Annotated in this window: 19 protein-coding genes and 1 pseudogene; 12 read left to right on the top strand and 8 right to left on the bottom strand. The window is 63.1% G+C overall.

What is annotated here, in order from left to right:
- Positions 1-43: 43 nt before the first annotated feature.
- Entirely contained in the window at positions 44-1,009 is a 966-nt protein-coding gene (locus CXY75_RS12725) for a hypothetical protein (RefSeq protein ID WP_146069466.1), read from the top strand.
- Between the two features lie 21 nt (positions 1,010-1,030).
- Here CXY75_RS12725 and CXY75_RS19840 read toward each other — a convergent pair whose 3' ends face one another.
- Positions 1,031-1,879 (bottom strand): NUDIX domain-containing protein, encoded by an 849-nt coding sequence (locus CXY75_RS19840; protein WP_158251197.1) that lies wholly within the window; start codon positions 1,877-1,879, stop codon positions 1,031-1,033.
- 106 nt (positions 1,880-1,985) lie between these two features.
- On the opposite strand from CXY75_RS19840, the gene CXY75_RS12715 reads away from it, so the two are divergent.
- The 10 genes and pseudogenes from CXY75_RS12715 (at position 1,986) to CXY75_RS21060 (ending at position 11,810) form a co-directional block, all read left to right on the top strand.
- Complete coding sequence (locus CXY75_RS12715) at positions 1,986-2,753, top strand: MBL fold metallo-hydrolase (protein WP_104083175.1); 768 nt, start codon at positions 1,986-1,988, stop codon at positions 2,751-2,753.
- A 526-nt stretch (positions 2,754-3,279) separates the two neighbouring features.
- Positions 3,280-4,242: a hypothetical protein gene (locus tag CXY75_RS12710; RefSeq protein ID WP_104083174.1), complete on the top strand. Its 963-nt coding sequence runs from the start codon at positions 3,280-3,282 to the stop codon at positions 4,240-4,242.
- Positions 4,243-5,814, top strand: a complete 1,572-nt coding sequence (locus tag CXY75_RS12705; RefSeq protein WP_233201886.1) for a hypothetical protein — start codon at positions 4,243-4,245, stop codon at positions 5,812-5,814.
- 7 nt (positions 5,815-5,821) lie between these two features.
- Complete coding sequence (locus CXY75_RS12700) at positions 5,822-6,514, top strand: ABC transporter ATP-binding protein (protein ID WP_233201885.1); 693 nt, start codon at positions 5,822-5,824, stop codon at positions 6,512-6,514.
- A complete protein-coding gene (locus CXY75_RS12695; protein ID WP_233201884.1) occupies positions 6,511-7,866 on the top strand; it encodes an ABC transporter permease in 1,356 nt (451 codons plus the stop codon). The genes CXY75_RS12700 and CXY75_RS12695 overlap by 4 nt, the downstream gene beginning before the upstream one ends.
- A gap of 218 nt (positions 7,867-8,084) precedes the next feature.
- Complete coding sequence (locus CXY75_RS12690) at positions 8,085-9,560, top strand: MFS transporter (protein WP_104083173.1); 1,476 nt, start codon at positions 8,085-8,087, stop codon at positions 9,558-9,560.
- 136 nt (positions 9,561-9,696) lie between these two features.
- Positions 9,697-10,194, top strand: a complete 498-nt coding sequence (locus CXY75_RS12685; protein WP_104083172.1) for a universal stress protein — start codon at positions 9,697-9,699, stop codon at positions 10,192-10,194.
- A 218-nt stretch (positions 10,195-10,412) separates the two neighbouring features.
- Complete coding sequence (locus tag CXY75_RS12680) at positions 10,413-10,733, top strand: helix-turn-helix transcriptional regulator (RefSeq protein WP_158251196.1); 321 nt, start codon at positions 10,413-10,415, stop codon at positions 10,731-10,733.
- Positions 10,726-11,025 (top strand): annotated as a pseudogene (locus tag CXY75_RS21065) (HipA N-terminal domain-containing protein); the annotation flags it as partial. The gene CXY75_RS12680 and the pseudogene CXY75_RS21065, both read left to right, overlap by 8 nt.
- 149 nt (positions 11,026-11,174) lie before the next feature.
- Positions 11,175-11,810 (top strand): HipA domain-containing protein, encoded by a 636-nt coding sequence (locus tag CXY75_RS21060; protein WP_369826724.1) that lies wholly within the window; start codon positions 11,175-11,177, stop codon positions 11,808-11,810.
- Here the strand turns inward: CXY75_RS21060 and nrdF are convergent.
- The 4 genes from nrdF to nrdH all read right to left on the bottom strand — a co-directional run bounded on the left by nrdF (position 11,709) and on the right by nrdH (position 15,691).
- The gene (gene nrdF / locus CXY75_RS12665; RefSeq protein WP_104083168.1) at positions 11,709-12,683 is read right to left on the bottom strand and encodes a class 1b ribonucleoside-diphosphate reductase subunit beta; all 975 of its coding nucleotides are present in this window, start codon (positions 12,681-12,683) and stop codon (positions 11,709-11,711) included. The genes CXY75_RS21060 and nrdF overlap by 102 nt on opposite strands.
- Before the next feature lie 160 nt (positions 12,684-12,843).
- Positions 12,844-14,973 carry a class 1b ribonucleoside-diphosphate reductase subunit alpha gene (gene nrdE / locus CXY75_RS12660; RefSeq protein WP_104083321.1) on the bottom strand — a complete coding sequence of 710 codons (2,130 nt, stop codon included), beginning with the start codon at positions 14,971-14,973 and terminating at the stop codon, positions 12,844-12,846.
- Positions 14,974-14,990: 17 nt separating this feature from the next.
- A complete protein-coding gene (gene nrdI / locus CXY75_RS12655) occupies positions 14,991-15,395 on the bottom strand; it encodes a class Ib ribonucleoside-diphosphate reductase assembly flavoprotein NrdI (RefSeq protein WP_104083167.1) in 405 nt (134 codons plus the stop codon).
- A 62-nt stretch (positions 15,396-15,457) separates the two neighbouring features.
- Positions 15,458-15,691: a glutaredoxin-like protein NrdH gene (gene nrdH, locus CXY75_RS12650; RefSeq protein ID WP_104083166.1), complete on the bottom strand. Its 234-nt coding sequence runs from the start codon at positions 15,689-15,691 to the stop codon at positions 15,458-15,460.
- A 443-nt stretch (positions 15,692-16,134) separates the two neighbouring features.
- Here nrdH and CXY75_RS12645 point away from each other — a divergent pair, with 443 nt between their 5' ends.
- Positions 16,135-16,953, top strand: a complete 819-nt coding sequence (locus tag CXY75_RS12645; RefSeq protein ID WP_233201883.1) for a shikimate 5-dehydrogenase — start codon at positions 16,135-16,137, stop codon at positions 16,951-16,953.
- A gap of 56 nt (positions 16,954-17,009) precedes the next feature.
- On the opposite strand, the gene mmsB is transcribed toward CXY75_RS12645, so the two are convergent.
- From mmsB to chvE, 3 genes are all read right to left on the bottom strand, one after another.
- The gene (gene mmsB / locus CXY75_RS12640) at positions 17,010-18,248 is read right to left on the bottom strand and encodes a multiple monosaccharide ABC transporter permease (RefSeq protein ID WP_104083165.1); all 1,239 of its coding nucleotides are present in this window, start codon (positions 18,246-18,248) and stop codon (positions 17,010-17,012) included.
- Positions 18,249-18,278: 30 nt separating this feature from the next.
- Entirely contained in the window at positions 18,279-19,808 is a 1,530-nt protein-coding gene (gene mmsA, locus CXY75_RS12635) for a multiple monosaccharide ABC transporter ATP-binding protein (RefSeq protein WP_104083164.1), read from the bottom strand.
- A 102-nt stretch (positions 19,809-19,910) separates the two neighbouring features.
- On the bottom strand, positions 19,911-21,059 hold the full coding sequence (chvE, locus tag CXY75_RS12630; RefSeq protein WP_199182450.1) for a multiple monosaccharide ABC transporter substrate-binding protein: 1,149 nt from the start codon (positions 21,057-21,059) through the stop codon (positions 19,911-19,913).
- Positions 21,060-21,072: the final 13 nt, after the last annotated feature.

Genomic DNA, 21,072 nt, shown 5'->3' with positions numbered 1-21,072 from the left:
CCTACCAGCCACGAGCCGGCCTGCGCCCGGTTAGGGTTTTGGTATGAGCACATTCGCGCTGCCCCGTCGTCGACTGCGTATTCTGGCGACGGCCATGGCCCTGGCCGGTCTGGCGGCGACGCTCGTTGCCCTGCCGATGTCAGCGGCCGCGACTTCAGAGGTCGCCGCGCTCCCAGCCACCGCGACAATCTCGACACTGATCAACCAAGCACCGATCGAGCCCGCACCATTCGACCCCGGCCTCATCATCAGCGACTACAACTTCTTCAACCCCGATGCCCTCAGCGAGGGTGAGATTCAGGACTTTCTCGAACAGCGCTCCTGCCGACCGAGCGACGGCGTGCCGTGCCTATGGGAATACCGCGAGACCACCATGAGCCAGCCGGCCAAGGGCGCCGGCCATTGCCTGCCCTATTCCGGCGCCGAGAACGAGAAGGCCGCCCGCATCATCGCGAAGATCGCGGAGGCCTGCACCATCAGCCCAGAAGTGCTGCTCGTGTTGCTGCAGAAGGAACAGTCGCTGTTGACTCGGCCGAGCGAATCCGGCTATCTGCGCGCCACCGGGTATGGCTGCCCGGACACCGCTGATTGCGATGCCCAGTACTTCGGATTCTTCAACCAGGTCTACAACGCGGCCTGGCAGTTTCGGCAGTACACCCAGGAGCCCGACCGAGCTTTTCAGATAGGTTCTGTCGATATTGGCTTCAACCCCACTACCGAATGCGGCGCGACGCCGGTCGACATCGCAAATCAGGCCACCGCGAACCTGTACAACTACACGCCGTATCAGCCCAATGCGGTCGCGATCGAAAACGTCGGTGACGAAGGCGACGGATGCTCGACCTACGGCAACCTCAATTTCTGGCTGTTCTACAACGATTGGTTCGGCGACTCCGCGTTTGAACCGTTCTCGTTCCCATTCGACGACTGCCTGAGCTTCGTCGGCGGCCAGGGCTGCCGCGTGCCGTCCCTGCTCCCCTCTCTGCCCGTCGTTCGACCCGCCGCCTGACCTTGCGCGCCAGCTCGAGGCCTAATCGCTCAAGCTGTACGCCCACGGAAGCTGGCCGATCTCAAGGCGGTGCCGGCCGCCGGACTGTTCCACGAGTGCGTGATCGTCGTAGGCCGCGTCACCGGCCCAGAACAGTACCGGCCCGCGCCCAGTCACGCCGAGCCTAGTCGCATAGTGCGCCAGCCCGCGTTGGGTGAAGTGCTCCACGATCTCAGCCACCGAACCGTGACCTTGCAGCCCGTGCAGGGTCACCCAGGTCGGGCCGACGAGGGTCAGCGCAGCGGATGCGTGCCGCTCCAGCGCGACCTCGGGCCGAAGCCAGGCGTAGTCAATGGCCTCATCTTCGGCGAGCGTGATCGGCCCGGTCGGTGCCGCCGCGAGGTAAAACCAGGTGCGCATGCGCTTTGGCGCACTCGCCGGCGGAATCCACAGCGCGGTGGCCAGGAGCGCAGTCGGATCGACCTCAAGCCCGGTCTCCTCGCGCACCTCGCGCACGGCAGCCCGGCGGGCCGCGCGTTGCTCGACGGCCTCGGCCGCAGCAGCCGCGTCAAGCGGGCAGCGTGTCAAACCGGTAGGCACCGAGCCGATGGGCACCACAGTGGCGGATGCGACGAGCCCGGTACCGCCTGGCGCCGCGGCATCCGTTGGTAGCCGGTCATCGGGGTCGACGCCGCCGCCGGGAAACACCCAGGCGCCAGCGAACGACCCGCGGTGGCGCGGCCGCTCCAGCAGGAGCACCTCGGGACCCTCCGCACTGTCGCGCAACAACACGACCGTCGCGGCCACTCCGAGAGGCACGGCCCCGGCCTGTACAGCTCCGCTCGCTGCGTCCTCGCTGGGCACCGGGCCGGTCTCGACGTCTCGCGTCATCGCGTTGTCCTCATCCAATCGGGCCCCGTTCGGGCTGGTTGATCAAGCTCCCCCCACCATAACGCCGACCCCCGACAGAAACTCCAGCGCCGCTAAGCTGCCAGCTATGCCCGCCGATATCATGCGCACGAGCCCGTTCACCCGCAGCCTGCTCGCGCCAAACGCCGGGCCGATGACGCTCGAAGGCACCAACAGCTACCTCATCGGGGCGCCCGACGCGAAAACGATCGTGCTGGTCGACCCCGGCCCCCTCGACGAGGCCCATCTGGCCGCCCTCGCCGCCGCGGGCCGGGTGGAGCTCGTGCTCGTGACCCACCGGCACGCCGACCACTCGGCGGCGAGCGCGCGATTCGCCGCGCTCACCGGCGCCCCGGTTCGCGCGTTCGACCCGGCATACTGCGTGAACGGCGCCACGCTCGTCGATGGAGAGCTGATCCTGGCCGCCGGCACCAGCATCCGGGTCGTGGCGACTCCCGGCCACACCGACGACTCGGTCTGCCTGCACCTGCCGGGCGATGGCCCGACCGGGTCGGTCCTCACCGGTGACACCATTCTCGGCCGTGGAACGTCCATCATCGACGGCGCCCTGGCCGACTATCTGGCCTCCCTCGACCGGCTGCGGGCGATCGGCCCTGCCATCGTCTTGCCGGCCCACGGCCCCGTTTTGCCCGACCTCACCGCTATCTGCGACACCTACCTCGCGCACCGGAATGAGCGCCTTGACCAGGTGCGCGCCGCGCTCTCGACGCTTGGCCGCGACGCGAGTATCGCCCAGGTTACCGACGTGGTGTACGCCCAAACGGATGCCGCTGTGCGGTTCGCCGCCGAGGCATCCGTTCGGGCTCAGCTCGCCTACCTGCGCGGCGAGCGCTGACGAGCTCGCACAAGCTACTTGCCGGGCTTCTTTTTCTCTAGGGAGCTGGACCTCAGGGCTCTGGCTCTCGCAGCGGCAGTGTCTGCTGCAGCGCTGAAGCGTGCGTTCCGCATGCCCGAGCTTGCTGCCCGGGCAACTTTGTTGCTCTGTTTGGGGTTTTGGGCCATGGTGCATTCTCCAATTACGTGAAACCGGGAGCTGGCTCCCGGTTGAACCCGAGCTTTCCACCATATCCGTCCACAGGACGCGCCGTGAGCAACGAGGCGAGCGCCGACCCAGGGACGGGTCAGCGAAACCACAGCGGATGAGGCGTGCTCGCGCAACACTGAACCATGGCCGAGATCAAAACGCAACCGACCGCCACAGGCCCAGCCCCCGCCCGACCTTGCGCCCAAAACCGACCAAACGGTATGGTTCCTGTAGTGCTGCAATGCGCCACTCCAATGCGATACCGTATGGGAACCGGGGCGGCGATTTGCCAGCAGCGCTGCTTCGCCATAGTGATCATCACCAAAAGGGGAACATCATGCGTCATCGCTCACTGGTCACGGCCGTCGCCGTCGCCGCCTTTCTGTCGCTGACACTCGCCGGGTGCAGCTCCGACAAGGCGGCCGCGAAGCTCGACCCGGCCGCGAGCCCGTTGTCCGAGTACATGTCCGCCATGAACCAGGGCTATGACGAAGAGACCATGCTGGCGCAACAGAACGATCGGGAGGAGCTCATCGCCAACTGCATGGCCGACGAGGGATTCGACTATGTTCCCGTCGACAACGCGCAGTACAGCGGAATGATGAGCGCCGACGATGGCGAGGAATATGGCACCGAAAAGTGGGTCGCTGAAAACGGCTACGGCATGAGCCAGTCGCCGGAGCAGATCGCCGAGCAGCAGGCGCAGAGCGAGGAGTTCATCGATCCAAACCAGGACTACGTCATGTCGCTCTCCGAGGGGGAACAGGCCGCGTACTACGAGGTGCTCTATGGCGTTCAGCCCACCGAAGAGGAGATGGGCGAAGACGGTTCCTACGAGTACAACTGGCAGACCTCGGGCTGCCAGGGTTTCGCCAGCCATGAGATCGACGGCGATCAGCCCTCGCAGGAGGAGCACGCGGCACTGTACGAGGCGATGAGCGCCATGTACGAAACGTCGCAGGCCTCCCCCACGCTCGTGAAGCTCGACTCCGAGTGGGCAGCGTGCATGGCCGACGCCGGCTACGCAACCTTCACGAAGAAGGCCGACGCGCAGGAATCGATCATGAACGAGCAGAACGCGCTCTATGAAAACCAAACCGGCACCGGCCCCGATGAGAAGGTGCTCGCCGAGATGCGCGAGAAGGAACTCACCCTCGCGATGGCCGACTTCACCTGCGCCGAAGAGGTTGACTACACCGACGCCTCGATGCAGGTGCAGTTCGACCTTGAAGAGCAGTTCATCATTGACCACAAGACCGAGCTCGACGCGCTCATCGCAGACTCCGAGCAAGGCAAATAGGTGTCGCCCCGGTTCGGTCGACAACGGAGCGCGCCCGAAGAGACCCCTGAATCGACCACGCCGAAACCGCACTCGCGCAGCCAGGGCTGGCGCCGCCTATTCGCCGGCAACCGGGTGATCTGGGTCATGGCCACCGTGGCCATCGTCGCGCTCGTCGCCGGTCTCGGGCTCGGCCAGCTCATCGTCTCCCCCGGCCAGGCTGCAGCGGATGCCAACGCTCCCGCCGCCGGCCTCATCACCGTTCCCATAGAAAACCGCACGCTCGCCAACGACGTCACCATGCGCGGCGACGCGACCTATGCTGACTCGGTCGACGTGTCGATCGAAACCGGCGAACTCGCCGGCGCGCCCATCGTGACTGGGCAGGTGCCCGAGGTCGCCGCCATCTTCGACACGGCCTCGGTCGCGCTCGAGGTGACCGGCCGCCCGGTGATCGTGCTGCCCGGGGATCTGCCGGTCTACCGCACCCTCCGGGTCGGCGTGTCCGGCCCCGACGTGCTCCAGTTCAAGCAGGGCCTGAGCGCGGCCGGAATTGACGCCGGCGCGCTCGACTCCGATGTGTTCGACGCGCAGACCGCGAGCGCGGTCACAGCACTCTACGCCAAGGTCGGCTACCCGGCCCCGACGGGCGGCACCGAGATCGAGGGCGCGGTGAGCGGCGCCGAAGCCGGGGTCACGAGCGCGCAGGCATCCGTTGATAGCGCCACTAACGCTCTCGCCACGGCCCAGGGCGCCGCGTCCAACGTCGACGTGGTCGAGCAGGGCAACCTCGTGCGCAGCGCCGAGCGTGCCCTGGTCGCCGCCCAGACTGACGGCACGCCCAATGACATAGCGGATGCCGCCGACGCCGTCACCCTAGCCGTCGCGCGCCGAGTCCAGGCGTTGGCCCCGCGTGACACAAGCACCGAGAAAGCCGCCGTCACGGCGGCTAAGGCCGAACTCACTCGCGCCGGCGAGACCCTGAGCGACGCCCGCGACGGTGCGCTGGCCTACCTTCCGGCCGGCGAGGTGCTCTACCTGCCCGGCCTGCCCCGCCGGGTCGACGAGATCAGCGTCAAACGCGGATCCAGCATCACCGGCCCGGTCATGCGGGTCTCCGGCGCGACCCTGGTCATCTCCGGCTCGGCCACCGCGAGCGACGCCGCCCTGCTGACCGTCGGCGCGCCCGCCATTCTCGCCATGCCCGACGGCGACCAGCCCGCCACGATCACCTCGATACTGCCCGCCGAACCGGCCAGCGGCACAGCACCGAGTAGTGCAGCAACCAGCGGCCGCTTCACCGTTCTGTTCGCCCCCGACGCGCTTACCGACGAACAGATTCAGGCCGTGCAGGGTAGCAACGTGCGCGTACGCATCCCGGTCAGCTCGACCGAGGGCGAGGTGCTCGCCGTTCCGCTCGCCGCTCTCACCGCTGGGCCCGGCGGCGAATCCCGCGTCGAACTTGACCCGGGCGACGGTTCCGAGACCGTGCTGGTCGAGGTCACGACCGGGCTCGCCGCCGAGGGATTCGTCGAGATCACCGCCGTCGACGGCTCGCTGACGGTCGGCGACCTCGTCGTGGTGGGCCGGTGATCGGCCGGTGATAACAGCCCCGGTCGTCGAACCGGTCGTCGAACTGGTCAACGTCACGCGGTCCTTTCCCGGCCCGCCCGAGGTGCAGGCCCTCAAATCGGTCAATCTGCGGGTTGAACGTGGCGATTACCTGTCGATCGTCGGCCCGAGCGGATCCGGCAAGTCCACGATGCTCAACCTCCTCGGCCTGCTCGACCGGCCAAGCGTCGGCGAATACCACCTCGACGGCCGCGACACGAGCCTGCTCGACGAGAAGCAGCGCGCCATCGTGCGCGGCGGCACCATCGGCTTCGTCTTTCAGGCCTTTCACCTGCTGCCACACCGCACCGTGCTCGACAACGTGCTGCTCGCCACCCTGTACAGCGGTGTTCCGCGCGCCGAGCGAGAGGACCGCGCCCGCGCAGCCCTCCTCCGGGTTGGCCTGGGTCGCCGCCTCGACTTTCTGCCCGGCACCCTCTCCGGCGGCGAACGCCAGCGCGTCGCCGTGGCACGCGCCGTCGTTGCCTCGCCCGAACTCCTGCTCGCCGACGAACCCACCGGCAATCTTGACGAAACCACCGGCGGCGAGGTGATGGACCTGTTCGAAGAGCTGCACGCCGACGGCCTCACCCTCATCGTCATCACCCACGACCAGGCCGTGAGCGACCGGGCGAAGCGCCGCGTGCGCATCACCGACGGTCGCCTGAGCGAGCTGTCATGACCTTCTCCTTTAAGCGGATGCTGCGCCGCCGTTCCCGCGCCGCCGCTCTCCCTGAGGCGGTCGCCGATGTCTCTGGTGACGAGCCGACCACATCCGCTGAGCTGACGCTAAGCATCGTGCCAGTCATCCGCCGCGCCGACCGTTTCTCGGTGCAAGACCTGCTGGTCGAGGCGAGCCACGGCGTCGGCGCCCGGCCGAGCCGGCTCGTCATGACGACCCTCGGCACCGTGCTCGGCATCGCCTCACTCGTGGTCACCATCGGCTTTGCGCAGACCGCCGCCGGGCAGATTTCGAACCAGTTCGACGCGGTCTCGGCGACCCAAATTTTGATCAAACCGGCCTCGACCCGCAACTCGAGCGGCAACGAGCAGGCCACTGGGCGCCTGCCGTGGGATGCCCCCGAGCGGGTGGATCGCCTGGCCGGGGTGGAACGCGCTGGTCTCGTGGCCGATGTCGACGTAGTCGGCCAGCCCGTGACATCCGTTCCCGTCAACGATCCATCGGCCGCACAGACACTAAGCCCCGCCGTGATCGCCACCTCGCCAAACCTGCTCGCCGCGGTGCGCGGACAGGTTGTCACCGGGCGCTACTTCGATGCCGGCCACGACGAGCGTGGCGACCGGGTGGCCGTGCTCGGCTCGCGGGCCGCCGAAACTCTCGGCATCAACCGCGTCGACAGTCAGCCATCGATCTTCATCGGCGAGGTGCCATACACGGTCATCGGCATCATCGACGGCGTCGAACGCCGCGCCAACCTACTCGACGCCGTCATCGTGCCGTTGAACACCGCGCGCACCCAGTTCGGTCTGACCGCCCCGGCCGAACTGCACGTGCAAATCGAGGTTGGCGCCGGAACGCTCGTGTCCCGCCAGGCACCGATCGCGCTCGACCCGAGCGCACCGGAGAACTTCACTGTGCAAGCTCCCGCCGCGGCATCGTCGTTGCAAGACAACATTCAAGCCGATATCAACATCGTCTTTCTCACGCTCGGCATTCTCGCCCTACTCGCCGGCGGCCTCGGCATCGCCAACGTCACCCTGCTCTCGGTGATGGAACGGGTCGGCGAGATCGGCCTGCGCCGCGCGCTCGGCGCGACTCGGCGCAACATCGCCCGGCAGTTCATCGTGGAATCGGCCGTGATCGGTTTGCTCGGTGGCCTGATCGGCTCGGCGCTCGGGGTGTTCGCGGTCGTCGTCGTCTCGCTACTCCAGGGCTGGACGCCGATTCTCGATCCCGTAGTCGCCATCGGCGCCGCCCTGCTCGGAACCATCGTCGGCCTGGCTGCCGGCGCCTATCCCGCCCTGCGCGCCTCCAACATCGAGCCGATCACCGCCCTCCGCGGTGGCACCTAATCTACGGCTACGACGCAACCGCCGCGCAGACTGAGGGCCGCGGTGGCGTCTCACAAATGATTCGAGTGTGACACGAGCTACCGAGTGCGTTCGTATCAGACCTTCTATCATTCACCTGGCCGCCGAAGAGGAAAGCACGACGGGCCCACCCGAATAGGGTCCCCCTGCACGCCCCCGCCGAAACTGACTCCGCACCGCGGCTCTAGAGTGAGTGGACTATGCCGAATACAACTCCTCCCAGCTCCGAACATGCCGACCGATTGAAGCGGCAAGCCTTCTGGGTCTGCGTCGGAGTTGCTGCCCTCACAATCCTCGACCTGTCCAAGATCAATGTGGGTTTGCCGGCCATCGAGGAGTCGCTCGGCGGCGGCACCACCGAACTCCAGCTGATCGTCGCCGGGTACGCTCTCGCGTTCGGGCTCGCACTGGTGCCGTCTGGGCGGCTGGGCGACATTCATTCCCGGCGGCTCATGTTCATCGTCGGGCTCAGCTCGTTTACGGTCGCGAGCATCCTGTGCGCGATCGCGCCCACGATCGAGTTTTTGATCGTGGCGCGTATCGCGCAGGGAATTGCCGCCGGAATCCAGATGCCGCAGGTCCTCGGCCTGATCCAGCAGCTATACCAGGGCGCGGCACGAGGGCGCGCCTTCGGGTTATTTGGCGCGGTCATCGGAATTTCGACGGCCTTCGGGCCGACGCTGGGTGGCCTCCTGATCGCCGTGGGCGGCCCTGACAACGGATGGCGCCTGTCGTTTTGGATGAACGTGCCGCTGGGCCTGCTGGCACTCTTCTTCGCGATGCGCGTGCTTCCAAAACGCCAAAGTCATGCGCGGGAGCAGACCGGACTGGACCTGGTCGGCATCCTCTTGCTCGGAATTGCCACCCTCGGCCTCATGCTTCCGTTCGTGCTGACGACCGGTGCGCCAACCGATGACCCCAACAGGTGGTTCTGGCTGTTTGTGCTCGGTCTGTCCGGCGCCGCATTCTTCTGGTGGGAACGGCGTTACCAGCAGCTCGGCAAGTCACCCGTTATAGATTTCTCGCTCTTTCGCACGGCGTCGTACCGCAACGGGATCCTGATTTCGACGGCCTATTTTGCGGCAATTCCGCCGTATTTTCTGCTGGTCACCCTTTTTCTGCAGCAAGGTCTCGGGCTGGAGCCCGTCTTCGCCGGGATGGTGAGCATCTCGTTTGCCCTCACCTCCGCCGTTACGTCGTGGATCGGCGGCCGCCTGGTCTTTCGCTGGGGTCGCCAGCTCGTCGTCCTCGGCCTAGTCACGGTCATGATCGGCTTTGCGCTTGTCCTACTAGCCGGACTGTTCGCCTCGGTAGACCTCGCTCCGTGGCTGATCGCTGCCGCCATGACCATGACCGGTGCCGGCGGTGGCTTGGTCATTTCGCCGAATCAGACGCTCACCCTGAGCGAGGTTCCGGTCACCCAGGGCGGCGTCGCCGGGTCGATGGCCCAGGTGGGGCAGCGGGTGGGAACGGCGATCGGAGTCGCGGCCATCATCTCGACCTTCTACGCCACGTTGTACGCGGAGGCGAGCGAGCCTGACCGCGTGCAGGTGTTTCGTGACGGCTTCTTCAGCGGCATCCTGGTCGCGTTGGCGCTGATCGCCGTTGCCCTGGTGTTCGCCCTGGTTGACCTGTTCGGAGGCCGAACCGAGAAATCTGCCGTACCGAACTCCTGAACACCCGCGCGTCGCTGCACGAAACTCTCTGCATCTGAAAACGGCGAATCGGGGCGGAATCTGCCATGCTGGCGGTGATCCGCGGTTCGGCAGGCGATCCGGTTCGTCTGCGGGCCCGTAAGTAAGGGAGTGCAGCATGAACGCGTACGTGATTGTTGGGGTCGTGCCTGGCCAAGCGGATGCCGTCGTCGTGCAGGCGGCCATGTTCGCGGCCCGCTTCAACGCGGAGCTGGTGTGCGCATCCGTCGACACCGGCCAGTACCGGGTCTATGACCTGGGCGACGGCACAATGACGAGTCTGCCGTTCAACCCAATCGAGCCCAACCCTACGGAGACGAGATTCGACCCGGATCTCGCGGCGCACCTGGCCGCGCTCCTCGACGGACGCGACCTCACCTGGAGTACCCAGGCATTGGCTGGCAATCCGGCACAAGCCCTCGGCGATTTGGCCGACACGCTTAATGCCGCGCTGATCGTGGTCGGAACCAGGGACGCGACTTTTCGGGCCAGCCTGCAAGAGTTCCTCAACGGTTCGGTGGCAGCGCAACTGGCGCACCGCCAGCATCGCCCGGTGGTCGTGATTCCGCTCGCCCCGATTCCGTCTGATCAGCCCCTGCCCTGGGACCCCGCCTGATCGGCATCACCACCGGTCGATACACGTACACGCGCGTCGACGGAGTTCAGGTCATACCGCTTTTGGGTGGCGTAAGCATATGCGTGCGTTACGTCAAGTAAGAATATCCTCCCAAGGCTCGCTTCGAACGATAGGCCTGCCCGGCTCAGTGTAAGCATATTCGTGCATGGTGCACCGTAAGCTGGTACTTACGACGGCTTTCGAAAGGAGGAGGAACTGTGCCCAGCTACGACGTTCGCAACGCGAAAACACTCGGCGCCGCACTCCGGCACGCACGTACGCAGCACGGGTACACGCAAGACGAACTCGCCGAACAACTCGACATCACCCGCAATTACATCAATGAGATGGAAACCGGAAAGCCCAACCTTTGGTCAACACGCATGTTCCGCGCCCTCCGCTTTCTCAAGGTGAAGATCACCGTGTCTTTTGACGCCGGCCCAGATGCACCACGTCAGCAAGACCAAGCGCGGCCGTCTCGACCTCGCCGCACCGCACTGAACGTCGGCAGCACGACGAAAAAATCTGACATTGAGTGAGGCACTGCAGGTATTCCTCCACGGGCAACAAGTCGGTGTCGTGACCCGCAGCAGAACAGGATTCGGGCGCATCGTGTTCGCCGTCGACGATGGATACGTGGGTGAACCCGACGCGCTGACCGAAGGCTTTGCGCTCACGCCTGGCGTCACCATTGACAGTACCGACTCCACAAACTTCTTCGGCGGCTACGCCCCTGAAGGTCTACACAGAACGTCGCTCGCGACGACAGCGCGGATCGATGAGAAGGACCTCTTCGGCTTTCTGAAACGATACGGCCTGACCATGGCTGGCGCGCTGTCGTTCCACGGCCCAGATGACCGGCCGAACGAGCCAGCACGTTACCGCGACCTCAGCGTCGGCGAGCTTGTGCGCAAGCTCGACAAAGCGCAGCACGAATCGCGGAGATTTTCGGCTCGTTCGGCGACGGCAGCGACGTTGAGTTGTGGCTGTCGTTCCTCATTTACAGCGTTCTCGTTGGAAACCATGACGCGCACGCGAAGAACGTGTCTATCGTCCACGATTTCGACGGGCCGAGAATCGCTGACTTCTACGACGCCGTACCAATACTCCAGATCAGCGATGCGCCATCCATGATTGGGTCAAAGAAAATCAACGGCGAGGTGTCATCGGCCATCGGCCAAGAGTTCGACCATCACAGCATCACCCTGGACCATTTCCGTCACGAAGCCGCGACCTGGGGCGCAATGAGTGAGAGCACCGTAAACGCCATCATCCAGGCGACGCTCAATCGGTTCTCCCTCGCCCTTGACGCCGTCGACGAAGTCCCCGGCGCAAGCCCCACGTTGCGAGATCGACTCGGATACAACATCGATCGCATCGGCAGCAGCAAGGCCATCGGCACACCCAAACTCCCCCCAGGGCCTGGGAACCGAATTGAAGTCCCAGCCATCTCCTGGTCACACCCCGAAAGAAAGGGCGAATGCCAAAGCATCCGCCCTTCTACTAATTCAGGCCTAGAAGTCCCAGTCGTCGTCTTCGGTAACGACGGCCTTGCCGATCACGTACGACGATCCCGAGCCCGAGAAGAAGTCGTGGTTCTCGTCGCCGTTCGGTGAGAGCGCGGAGAGAATCGCCGGGTTCACGTCACAGACGTCCTTCGGGAAGATGGCCTCGTAGCCGAGGTTCATCAGCGCCTTGTTCGCGTTGTAATGCAGAAACTTCTTGACGTCTTCGGTCAGGCCGACCTCGTCGTAGAGGTCCTGCGTGTACTGCACCTCGTTCTCGTACAGCTCGAACACGAGGTTGAAGGTGTAGTCCTTGATCTCGTCGCGACGCTCCTGCGTCTCCTTCTCGAGACCCTTCTGAAACTTATAGCCGATGTAATAGCCGTGCACCGCTTCATCCCGGATGATCAAGCGGATGAGGTCGGCCGTGTTGGTCAGGCGGGCGTGGCTGGAGAAATACATCGGCAGGTAGAAGCCCGAGTAGAACAAGAACGACTCAAGCAGCACCGAGGCGACCTTGCGCTTGAGCGGGTCGTCGCCCTGGTAATAATCCATGACGATCGAGGCCTTGCGCTGCAGGTTCTCGTTCTCGGTCGACCAGCGAAATGCCTCGTCGATCTCCTTGGTCGAGGCGAGCGTTGAGAAGATTGACGAGTAGCTCTTGGCGTGCACCGACTCCATGAAGGCGATATTCGTGTAGACGGCCTCTTCGTGCGGGGTGATGGCATCCGGGATGAGCGACACAGCGCCCACCGTGCCCTGGATCGTGTCGAGCAGGGTGAGACCGGCGAAGACGCGCATGGTGAGCTGCTGCTCGACCGGCGTGAGCTGGTTCCACGACTGAATGTCGTTGCTAAGCGGAACCTTCTCCGGCAGCCAAAAGTTGTTGGTCAGTCGGTTCCAGACCTCGACGTCTTTCTCGTCTTCGATCTTGTTCCAGTTGATCGCATCAACGTGCGACACCAGCTTGAGCTTGTTAGTCATGGGAGGTCCTTCGTGGGTACTGCTATGGTCGTTATTCTCGGCGGCCAGTGTCGAAACCCAGCCCTCCCGCTGGTCGAGCTTGCCGAGACCGCCACGTTATTGCGATGGCGGTCTCGGCAAGCTCGACCAACGGATTTAGTTCAGCGTGCGCTCAGCAAACTCACAGTGCGCAGGACACGCAACCCTCTATCTCGGTACCCTCGAGAGCCATCTGGCGCAGGCGGATGTAGTAGATCGTCTTGATGCCCTTTTTCCAAGCGTAGATCTGCGCGCGGTTGATGTCACGGGTGGTCGCGGTGTCCTTGAAGAACAGGGTCAACGAGAGCCCCTGGTCCACGTGCTGTGTCGCAGCGGCGTACACGTCGATGATCTTCTCGTAGCCGATTTCGTAAGCATCCTGGTAGTACTCGGTGTTGTCGTTCGTCATGAACGGCGCCGGGTAGTACACGCGGCCCAGCTTGCCTTCCTTGCGAATCTCAATCTTCGCCGCGATCGGGTGAATCGACGCGGTTGAGTTGTTGATGTACGAGATCGACCCGGTCGGCGGCACGGCCTGCAGGTTCTGGTTGTAGATACCGTGCTTGACAACGGATGCCTTCAGCTCGGTCCAATCGGCCTGCGTCGGAATCGACACCCCCGCCTGGGCAAAGAGCTCGGCACCGCGAGCGGTCGACGGTTCCCAGACCTGGTCGGTGTACTTGTCGAAGAACGCACCGGAGGCATAGGTGGAGTTTTCGAATCCCTCAAAGGAGCGACCGCGTTCGATGGCGATGGCGTTCGAGGCGCTCAGCGCGTGGAACAGCACCGTGTAGAAGTAGATGTTGGTGAAGTCGATGCTCTCGTCACTGCCGTAGTAGATGCGTTCGCGGGCGAGGTAGCCGTGCAGGTTCATCTGGCCCAGACCGATGGCGTGGGAGCGGTCGTTACCGTCTTCAATCGAACGAACCGAGCTGATGTGGCTCTGCTCGGACACGGCGTTCAGGCCACGGATGGCGGCGTTGACGGTGCGGCCGAGGTTACCGGAGTCCATCGCCAGGGCGATGTTCATCGACCCAAGGTTGCAAGAGATGTCCTTGCCGATCTCGTTGTACGAGAGGTCTTCGTTGTACGTGGTCGGGGTGTTCACCTGCAGAATCTCGGAGCAGAGGTTCGACATGTTAATGCGGCCCTCGATCGGGTTCGCCTTGTTCACCGTGTCTTCAAACATGATGTACGGGTAGCCCGATTCGAACTGAATCTCGGCGAGCGTCTGAAAGAACTCGCGCGCCTTCATCTTCGACTTCTTGATGCGTGGGTTGTCGACCATCTCGTTGTACTTCTCGGTCACCGAGATGTCAGCGAACGGCACGCCGTAGACCTTCTCGACGTCGTACGGCGAGAAGAGGTACATCCACTCATCGTTCTTGGCCAGCTCAAAGGTGATGTCGGGAATGACGACACCGAGCGAGAGGGTCTTGATGCGGATCTTCTCGTCGGCGTTCTCACGCTTGGTGTCGAGAAAACGCATGATGTCGGGGTGGTGCGCCTGCAGGTATACCGCGCCGGCACCCTGGCGGGCGCCGAGCTGGTTGGCGTAGCTGAAGGAGTCTTCGAGCAGCTTCATCACGGGGATGATGCCGCTGGACTGGTTCTCGATCTGCTTGATCGGGGCGCCGGCCTCACGAATGTTGCTCAGCAGCAGGGCAACGCCGCCGCCACGCTTGGAGAGCTGCAGCGAGGAGTTGATGCCACGCGAGATCGACTCCATGTTGTCTTCAATGCGCAGCAGGAAGCACGAAACGAGTTCGCCGCGCTGGGCCTTGGCGGAGTTCAAGAAGGTCGGCGTAGCCGGCTGAAAACGGCCGGCGACGATTTCTTCGACCAGTTCGACCGCGAGCTTCTCATCACCGGATGCGAGACCGAGCGCGGTCATGACAACGCGGTCTTCGAAACGCTCCAGGTAACGCTTGCCGTCGAAGGTCTTCAGCGTGTACGAGGTGTAGTACTTGAACGCGCCGAGGAAGCTCTTAAAACGAAACTTCTTCGAGTAGGCGAGGTCGTTCAGGCTCGTAATGAACTCGAACGAGTACTGGTCAAGCACGGCCTGCTCGTAGTATTCCTTCTCAACCAGGTAGTCGAGGCGTTCACGCAGCGAGTGAAAGAACACCGTGTTCTGGTTAACGTGCTGCAGAAAGAACTCGCGGGTGGCTTCGTGATCTTTGTCGAACTGGATCTCCCCGTTCGGGCCGTACAGGTTGAGCATGGCGTTGAGCGAGTGGTAATCCATGCTCGGCGCATCCATTGGGGTCATTTTCACGGGGGCGGCTTTCACGGCTGTTGTTTCCAAAATTCTTCCAATCCGTCGTGAACGATGCGCACATCATCCGGTGTTCCAAATACTTCGAAGCGATAGAGGTGGGGCACCTTGCACTTGGCGGCGATAATGTCGCCGGCCAGGCAGTAGGCCGTACCGAAATTCATGTTGCCGGCGCCGATGACGCCGCGAATCAACGACCGATTGGTCACGTTGTTCAAAAACTTGATGACCTGCTTGGGGACAGCTCCCGCGGTGGTGCCGCCGCCATAGGTGGGCACACACAGCACGAACGGCGCCTGGGCCACGAGCGGTTCCTCACGCGCATATAAAGGTATGCGCGCGGCCGGCCGGCCCAGCTTCTCCACGAACCGCGCTGTGTTGCCCGAGGTGCTGGAGAAGTACACGATGTCAGTCATTCGTGCCTGTCAATCTTGAGATAAGCGGCGCGTGTGGCCGGCGGGGCTGGTGCTTGGGACTCCTACGCGAGGCGTGCGGCCAGTGCGTTGATCTTGTCTGGGCGAAAGCCGCTCCAGTGCTCCTCGTCGGTGATCACGACGGGCGCCTGCAGGTAACCGAGGGCCTTGACCGCCTCGAGCGCATTCTCGTCGACCGAGAGGTCGCGCACTTCATACTCGATGCCCTTGTTGTCGAGGGCGCGGTAGGTGGCCGCGCACTGTACGCAGGAGGGCTTCGTGTAAACGGTGATTGCCATGGTTATGGCCTTTCTTCTTGGCTGGTAAAGTCTAAATCCGCTCGCGATACTTCGCAAGTATGTTCTATATATCCCTAACACCACAGACGAGGACTCGTCATAAATCCTGGGTCGAGATGAGTAAGTTTTTCGCCCGGCGTTCCGGCCCGGCTACACTCTCAATACTACATCTAGTGCTCCGTGAAGGGTAGGGCCACTACATGCAGTAATTACAATTGTGTAGTTATCCACCGACATTCCACACATTGCTCCACAGGTCACCGACTCGAAACTGCCCGGATTCCGCGGAACCCGACGTAGTTATCCACAGGCAAAATTCGCACCCTAGATTTGCCTGGGTACTCGCCTGCGGCGTGTCGGGTATCGGCCACCAGAAGCATCCGCCGGCGCAGTTGGGGCACCATCCGGCCAATCGCCTCTGAGATAAGCATCACACTGTACCCATGCCCATTCTCAGCAAAGACATGACCCTGTGTATTTCACTCTCGGCCCGGCCCAGCAATCTCGGTACCCGGTTTCACAACTTTCTCTACGAAGAGTTAGGCCTGAACTACATCTACAAGGCCTTCGCGCCGGTGAACCTTGCGCAGGCCATTGCGGGCGTGCGTGGGCTCGGCATTCGCGGTTGCGCTGTGTCAATGCCGTACAAGGAAGACGTCATCGCACTCATTGATGGCATGGATGCGTCGGCGTCGGCGATCGATTCAGTCAACACAATCGTGAATGACGCCGGCCACCTGACCGCGTACAACACCGACTATTCCGCCGTGCAACGCTTGCTCGCCGAGCACGATGTGCCCAGCGAATTCTCGGTCATCGTGCGCGGCAGCGGTGGAATGGCCAAGGCCGTCACCGCTGCCCTGCACGATGCCGGATTTGCCCGGGGCACGATTGTGGCACGCAACGAGGTGAGCGGTCGCGCCCTGGCCGACCGTTACGGCTACGACTGGGCACCAGACGCCGACGCGCTCACCGCCGACCTGATCGTCAACGTCACACCGGTGGGCATGGCTGGTGGCGTAGAGGCCGATCGGACCTCATTCCCGGACCCTGTGATCGCGGCGGCCAGCATGGTGTTTGACGTCGTAGCCTCCCCCGCAGAGACACCGCTCATCGTCGCGGCGCGAGCGGGCGGGAAGCACGTCATTACCGGTGCCGAAGTCGCGGCTTTGCAAGCCGCGGAGCAGTTTTTTCTGTACACCGGAATCCGGCCGACTGCCGACCAAGTGCGGCGGGCATCCGCTTTCTCCCGCGCCGAATAACGGGGATACAACAAAGACCGGATCGCTCACGCGGTCCGGTCTTTGAGTGAGAGGAGTCAGCGACCGCCGGAACGGCGCTTGTTGTAGACGTCAAAGGCCACGGCGAGGAGCAGCACGAGACCCTTCACTGCCTGCTGCCACTCGATGCCGATTCCAAGAATTGACATGCCGTTGTTGAGTACACCAATGATCAGACCACCAATGATGGCGCCGCCGACGGTACCGATACCGCCCTGCACGGCCGCACCACCAATGAACGCAGCCGAGATGGCCTCGAGCTCGAAACCGTCACCGGCCTTTGGTCCGGCCAGGTTGAGCCGGGCGGTGAAGATGAGTCCGGCCAGTGCCGCGAGGATTCCCATGTTGACGAAGAGGTAGAAGTCCACCTTGCGGGTTTTGATGCCCGAGAGCTCCGCAGCGTGGCGGTTACCACCGATGGCGTAAATGTGGCGGCCGAAGACCGTGCGGTTCATGATGACACCGTAAATCAACACCAGAACGGCCAGCACGATCAGGGTCACCGGGATGCCCTTGTAGGAGGCTAATGCCAGCGCAAACGCGCCGATGACGACCGTGATCAGGGCGAGTTTGACCACGAACCACACGATGGGCTCGACATCCTGGCCATACTTGGCGCGGGCGGAACGGGTGCGCACCTGCTGCACGATCAGCGCGAGAATCGCGATGCCGGCCAGCCCGAGGGTGAATGGGTCGTACTCGAATTCGCCGAACAGGTCGGTGAGAAAGCCATTGCCGAGCGCGCGGTACTCCGCGGGGAACGATCCGATGTTGGCGTTGCCGAGAACCGCAAGCGCCAGGCCGCGGAAGATGAGCATGCCGGCCAGCGTCACGATGAAGGCTGGAATCCCCACGTAGGCAATCCAAAACCCCTGCCAGACTCCGACAAGCGCGCCGATGGCGAGCGAGAGGATGATCGACAGCCACCAGGGCAGACCCCAGGTCACCGCGAACACGCCGGAGCAGGCGCCGACGAACGCCGCAACCGATCCAACCGATAGGTCGATGTGCCCGGCGATGATCACCATGACCATGCCCACCGCGAGCACGAGAATGTACCCGTTCTGCACGATCAGGTTCGAGATGTTCTGCGGCCGCAAGAGGATGCCGTCGGTCAGGATGCTAAACAGCACCACGACCACGACCAGGGCGATGAAAATACCGTTCTTGCCGAGGTCCGCGAGAAGGTGGGTGAGCCAGGACGCGGCCTTGTTACTGCTGGGGTTGGACTGGAAGCCTGGGGCCGTATCGGCCGGCGGCTGGGTCTGGTTGCTCATGAGCGTTTCTCCTTTACCGCAGCGCCGACGCTAGCGGGCCTTTTCCATGGTCATGTGTTTGATGAGGAGCTCCGGGGTGGCTTCCTCGATGGGGAACTCCCCGGTGATTCGACCCTCTGAAATTGTGTAGACCCGGTCGCTGATGCCGAGCAGCTCCGGCAGCTCCGAGGAAATGACGATGACGCCCTTGCCGGCCGCGGCCAGCTTGTTGATGATCGTGTAGATCTCGTACTTCGCTCCCACGTCGATGCCGCGGGTGGGTTCGTCGAGAATGAGCACGTCAGGGTCGGAGTAGATCCACTTTGAGAGCACAACCTTCTGCTGGTTACCCCCCGAAAGCTTGCCGACCTTAGCCAGCACCGAGGGAGCCTTGATATTCATGCTCGTGCGGTACTCGTTGGCGACCTTGTATTCCTCGTTGTCGTCGACGAGTCCGCCCCTGGCAAGCTTTCCGAGCGAGGCCATTGAGATGTTGCGCTTGATGTCGTCGATCAAGTTGAGCCCGTAGGTTTTGCGGTCTTCGGTGACATACGCGATGCCGTTGTCGATCGCCTCGGTCACGGTGCGGGTTTTGATCTCCTTGCCGTACTTGAATACACGGCCGGTGATTCGCGAGCCGTAGCTGCGGCCGAACAAGCTCATCGCAAACTCGGTGCGTCCAGCGCCCATCAGCCCAGCGATTCCCACGATTTCACCGGCTCGAACGTTCAGGTTCACGTTGTTCACCACCACGCGCGTCACGTCCTGCGGGTGATGGGCGGTCCAATCCTCCACCCGCAGAATCTCCTCGCCGACGTTTGGCGTGTGATCCGGGTAGCGGTGCTCGAGGTCCCGACCGACCATATCTTTGATGATGCGATCTTCGGTCACGTCGACCTTCGCCATGGTCTCAATGGCTCGGCCGTCTCGAATAACGGTGACCGAGTCGGAGATCTTCTTGATCTCGTTGAGCTTGTGGCTGATGATGATCGACGTGATGCCCTGGCCCTTGAGATGCAAAATCAAATCGAGCAGATGGTCGGAATCCTCGTCGTTGAGGGCCGCCGTCGGCTCATCCAAAATGAGCAGCTTCACACGCTTCGAGAGTGCCTTGGCAATTTCGACTAACTGCTGCTTGCCGACACCGATGTCCATGATGCGGGTGGTCGGCTTTTCGCGCAGACCTACGCGGGCGAGCAGCTTCGCTGCCTCCTGGTTGGTCTTGTTCCAGTCGATCAGGCCGAGCGCGCCACGCTGCTCGTTGTTGAGGAAGATGTTCTCTGCAATGGAGAGGTACGGGCTGAGCGCGAGTTCCTGGTGAATAATCACGATGCCCTTGGCTTCGGAGTCACGAATGTCGCGAAATTCCACGACCTCATCTTCGAAGACAATGTCGCCCGTGTATGTGCCGTGGGGATAGACACCGCTGAGCACCTTCATGAGCGTGGACTTGCCGGCGCCGTTTTCACCACAAATAGCGTGAACGTCGCCGCGGGCGACGTCGAGCGACACGTTGGCCAGCGCTTTCACGCCGGGGAACGTCTTGGTGATGCTGCGCATCTCAAGGATGTTCGTGGTCACGGAAGTACCTTCTTTGGCTTTCGGGGTCGAACTATGGAGGGGTGAATCCGCCGGCGAGGTCTCCCCCGCCGGCGGATTCACACTGCCGAAGCAGCGGGGGTGTTAGCCGTTGATCTCGGCTTCGGTCCAGTAACCGGACTCGATCAGAACGGAAGGAATGTTGTCCTTCACGACGATCTGCGAGTCGAGCAGCATGGAGTCAACGACCTTCACGCCGTTGTCGTAGTCCGTGGTGTTGTTCGTCTCGGGGGTGCCTCCGTTGAGCACGGCGACGGCCATCTCCACGGCCACTGCCGCCAGCTGGCGGGTGTCTTTGAAGATGGTGGCGAACTGCTCGCCCGAGTTGATGGCCTTGACCGAGTCAATTTCAGCGTCCTGGCCGGAGATGACGGGCCATTCGGCGTCAACCGTGTAGCCGGCGCCTTCAAGTGCGGAAATGATGCCGCGCGAGATGCCGTCGTACGGGGAGAGGATTCCGTTGACCTTGCTGCCGTCGGAGTAGGTCGACGTCAGGATGTTCTCGAGGCGGCTCTGCGCCTCCTCACCGTCCCAACGCAGCGTTGCAACGGTGTTGAAGTTGGTCTGGTCGCTCTTGACCACGAGCACGCCGGAGTCGATGAAGGGCTGGAGTTCCTGCATGGCACCGTTGAAGAAGAACGTGGCGTTGTTGTCGTCGGGGCTACCGGCGAAGAGCTCAACGTTGAAGGGTCCGGCAGGTGCATCCGCGGTGGCGGTGCCGTCGAGTTCGGTCAGGCCGAGGCCGTTCAGAACAGACCACGCCTGCTGCTGGCCCACCTTGAGGTTGTCGAAGGACGCGTAGTAGTTCACGTTCTCGGTGTCGCGGATCAGGCGGTCATAGGCGATCACGGGGATGTTGGCATCCGCTGCGTCCTGGAGCACGCTGGTGAGCGTTGTGCCGTCGATCGAGGCGACGATGAGAACCTCGGCGCCCTTGGTGATCATGTTCTCGATCTGCGAGACCTGGGTGGGAATGTCGTCTTCGGCGTACTGCAGGTCAACCTTGAAGCCCTGCTCCTCGAGCTGGCTCTTGACGGCGTCGCCGTCAGCGATCCAACGCTCCGAGCTCTTGGTGGGCATGGCCACCCCGATCAGGCCACCCTCGCCGGCGCCTCCCGCGGTTCCGGAGGGGGTGTCACTCGAGCAGGCGGCCAGACCGATGATCATGGCGCCGGCGGCGAGTCCGGCGAGGAGTACTTTCTTTTTCACGATGTTTCCTTCTGTTATCGACATTGATGGTCAAGCG

Origin of the sequence: Cryobacterium sp. Y11, from assembly GCF_002929535.1 — a bacterium.
Taxonomy (GTDB): domain Bacteria; phylum Actinomycetota; class Actinomycetes; order Actinomycetales; family Microbacteriaceae; genus Cryobacterium.
This window is presented reverse-complemented; position numbering and strand designations above follow the sequence as displayed.

What these genes read in the sequence shown, in the direction of transcription:
- CXY75_RS12725 (WP_146069466.1), top strand. Translation starts at nt 44, where the DNA reads ATGAGCACATTCGCGCTGCCCCGTCGTCGACTGCGTATTCTGGCGACG.
- CXY75_RS19840 (WP_158251197.1), bottom strand. Translation starts at nt 1,879, where the DNA reads ATGACGCGAGACGTCGAGACCGGCCCGGTGCCCAGCGAGGACGCAGCG.
- CXY75_RS12715 (WP_104083175.1), top strand. Translation starts at nt 1,986, where the DNA reads ATGCCCGCCGATATCATGCGCACGAGCCCGTTCACCCGCAGCCTGCTC.
- CXY75_RS12710 (WP_104083174.1), top strand. Translation starts at nt 3,280, where the DNA reads ATGCGTCATCGCTCACTGGTCACGGCCGTCGCCGTCGCCGCCTTTCTG.
- CXY75_RS12695 (WP_233201884.1), top strand. Translation starts at nt 6,511, where the DNA reads ATGACCTTCTCCTTTAAGCGGATGCTGCGCCGCCGTTCCCGCGCCGCC.
- CXY75_RS12690 (WP_104083173.1), top strand. Translation starts at nt 8,085, where the DNA reads ATGCCGAATACAACTCCTCCCAGCTCCGAACATGCCGACCGATTGAAG.
- CXY75_RS12685 (WP_104083172.1), top strand. Translation starts at nt 9,697, where the DNA reads ATGAACGCGTACGTGATTGTTGGGGTCGTGCCTGGCCAAGCGGATGCC.
- nrdF (WP_104083168.1), bottom strand. Translation starts at nt 12,683, where the DNA reads ATGACTAACAAGCTCAAGCTGGTGTCGCACGTTGATGCGATCAACTGG.
- nrdE (WP_104083321.1), bottom strand. Translation starts at nt 14,973, where the DNA reads ATGACCCCAATGGATGCGCCGAGCATGGATTACCACTCGCTCAACGCC.
- nrdI (WP_104083167.1), bottom strand. Translation starts at nt 15,395, where the DNA reads ATGACTGACATCGTGTACTTCTCCAGCACCTCGGGCAACACAGCGCGG.
- nrdH (WP_104083166.1), bottom strand. Translation starts at nt 15,691, where the DNA reads ATGGCAATCACCGTTTACACGAAGCCCTCCTGCGTACAGTGCGCGGCC.
- CXY75_RS12645 (WP_233201883.1), top strand. Translation starts at nt 16,135, where the DNA reads ATGCCCATTCTCAGCAAAGACATGACCCTGTGTATTTCACTCTCGGCC.
- mmsB (WP_104083165.1), bottom strand. Translation starts at nt 18,248, where the DNA reads ATGAGCAACCAGACCCAGCCGCCGGCCGATACGGCCCCAGGCTTCCAG.
- chvE (WP_199182450.1), bottom strand. Translation starts at nt 21,059, where the DNA reads ATGTCGATAACAGAAGGAAACATCGTGAAAAAGAAAGTACTCCTCGCC.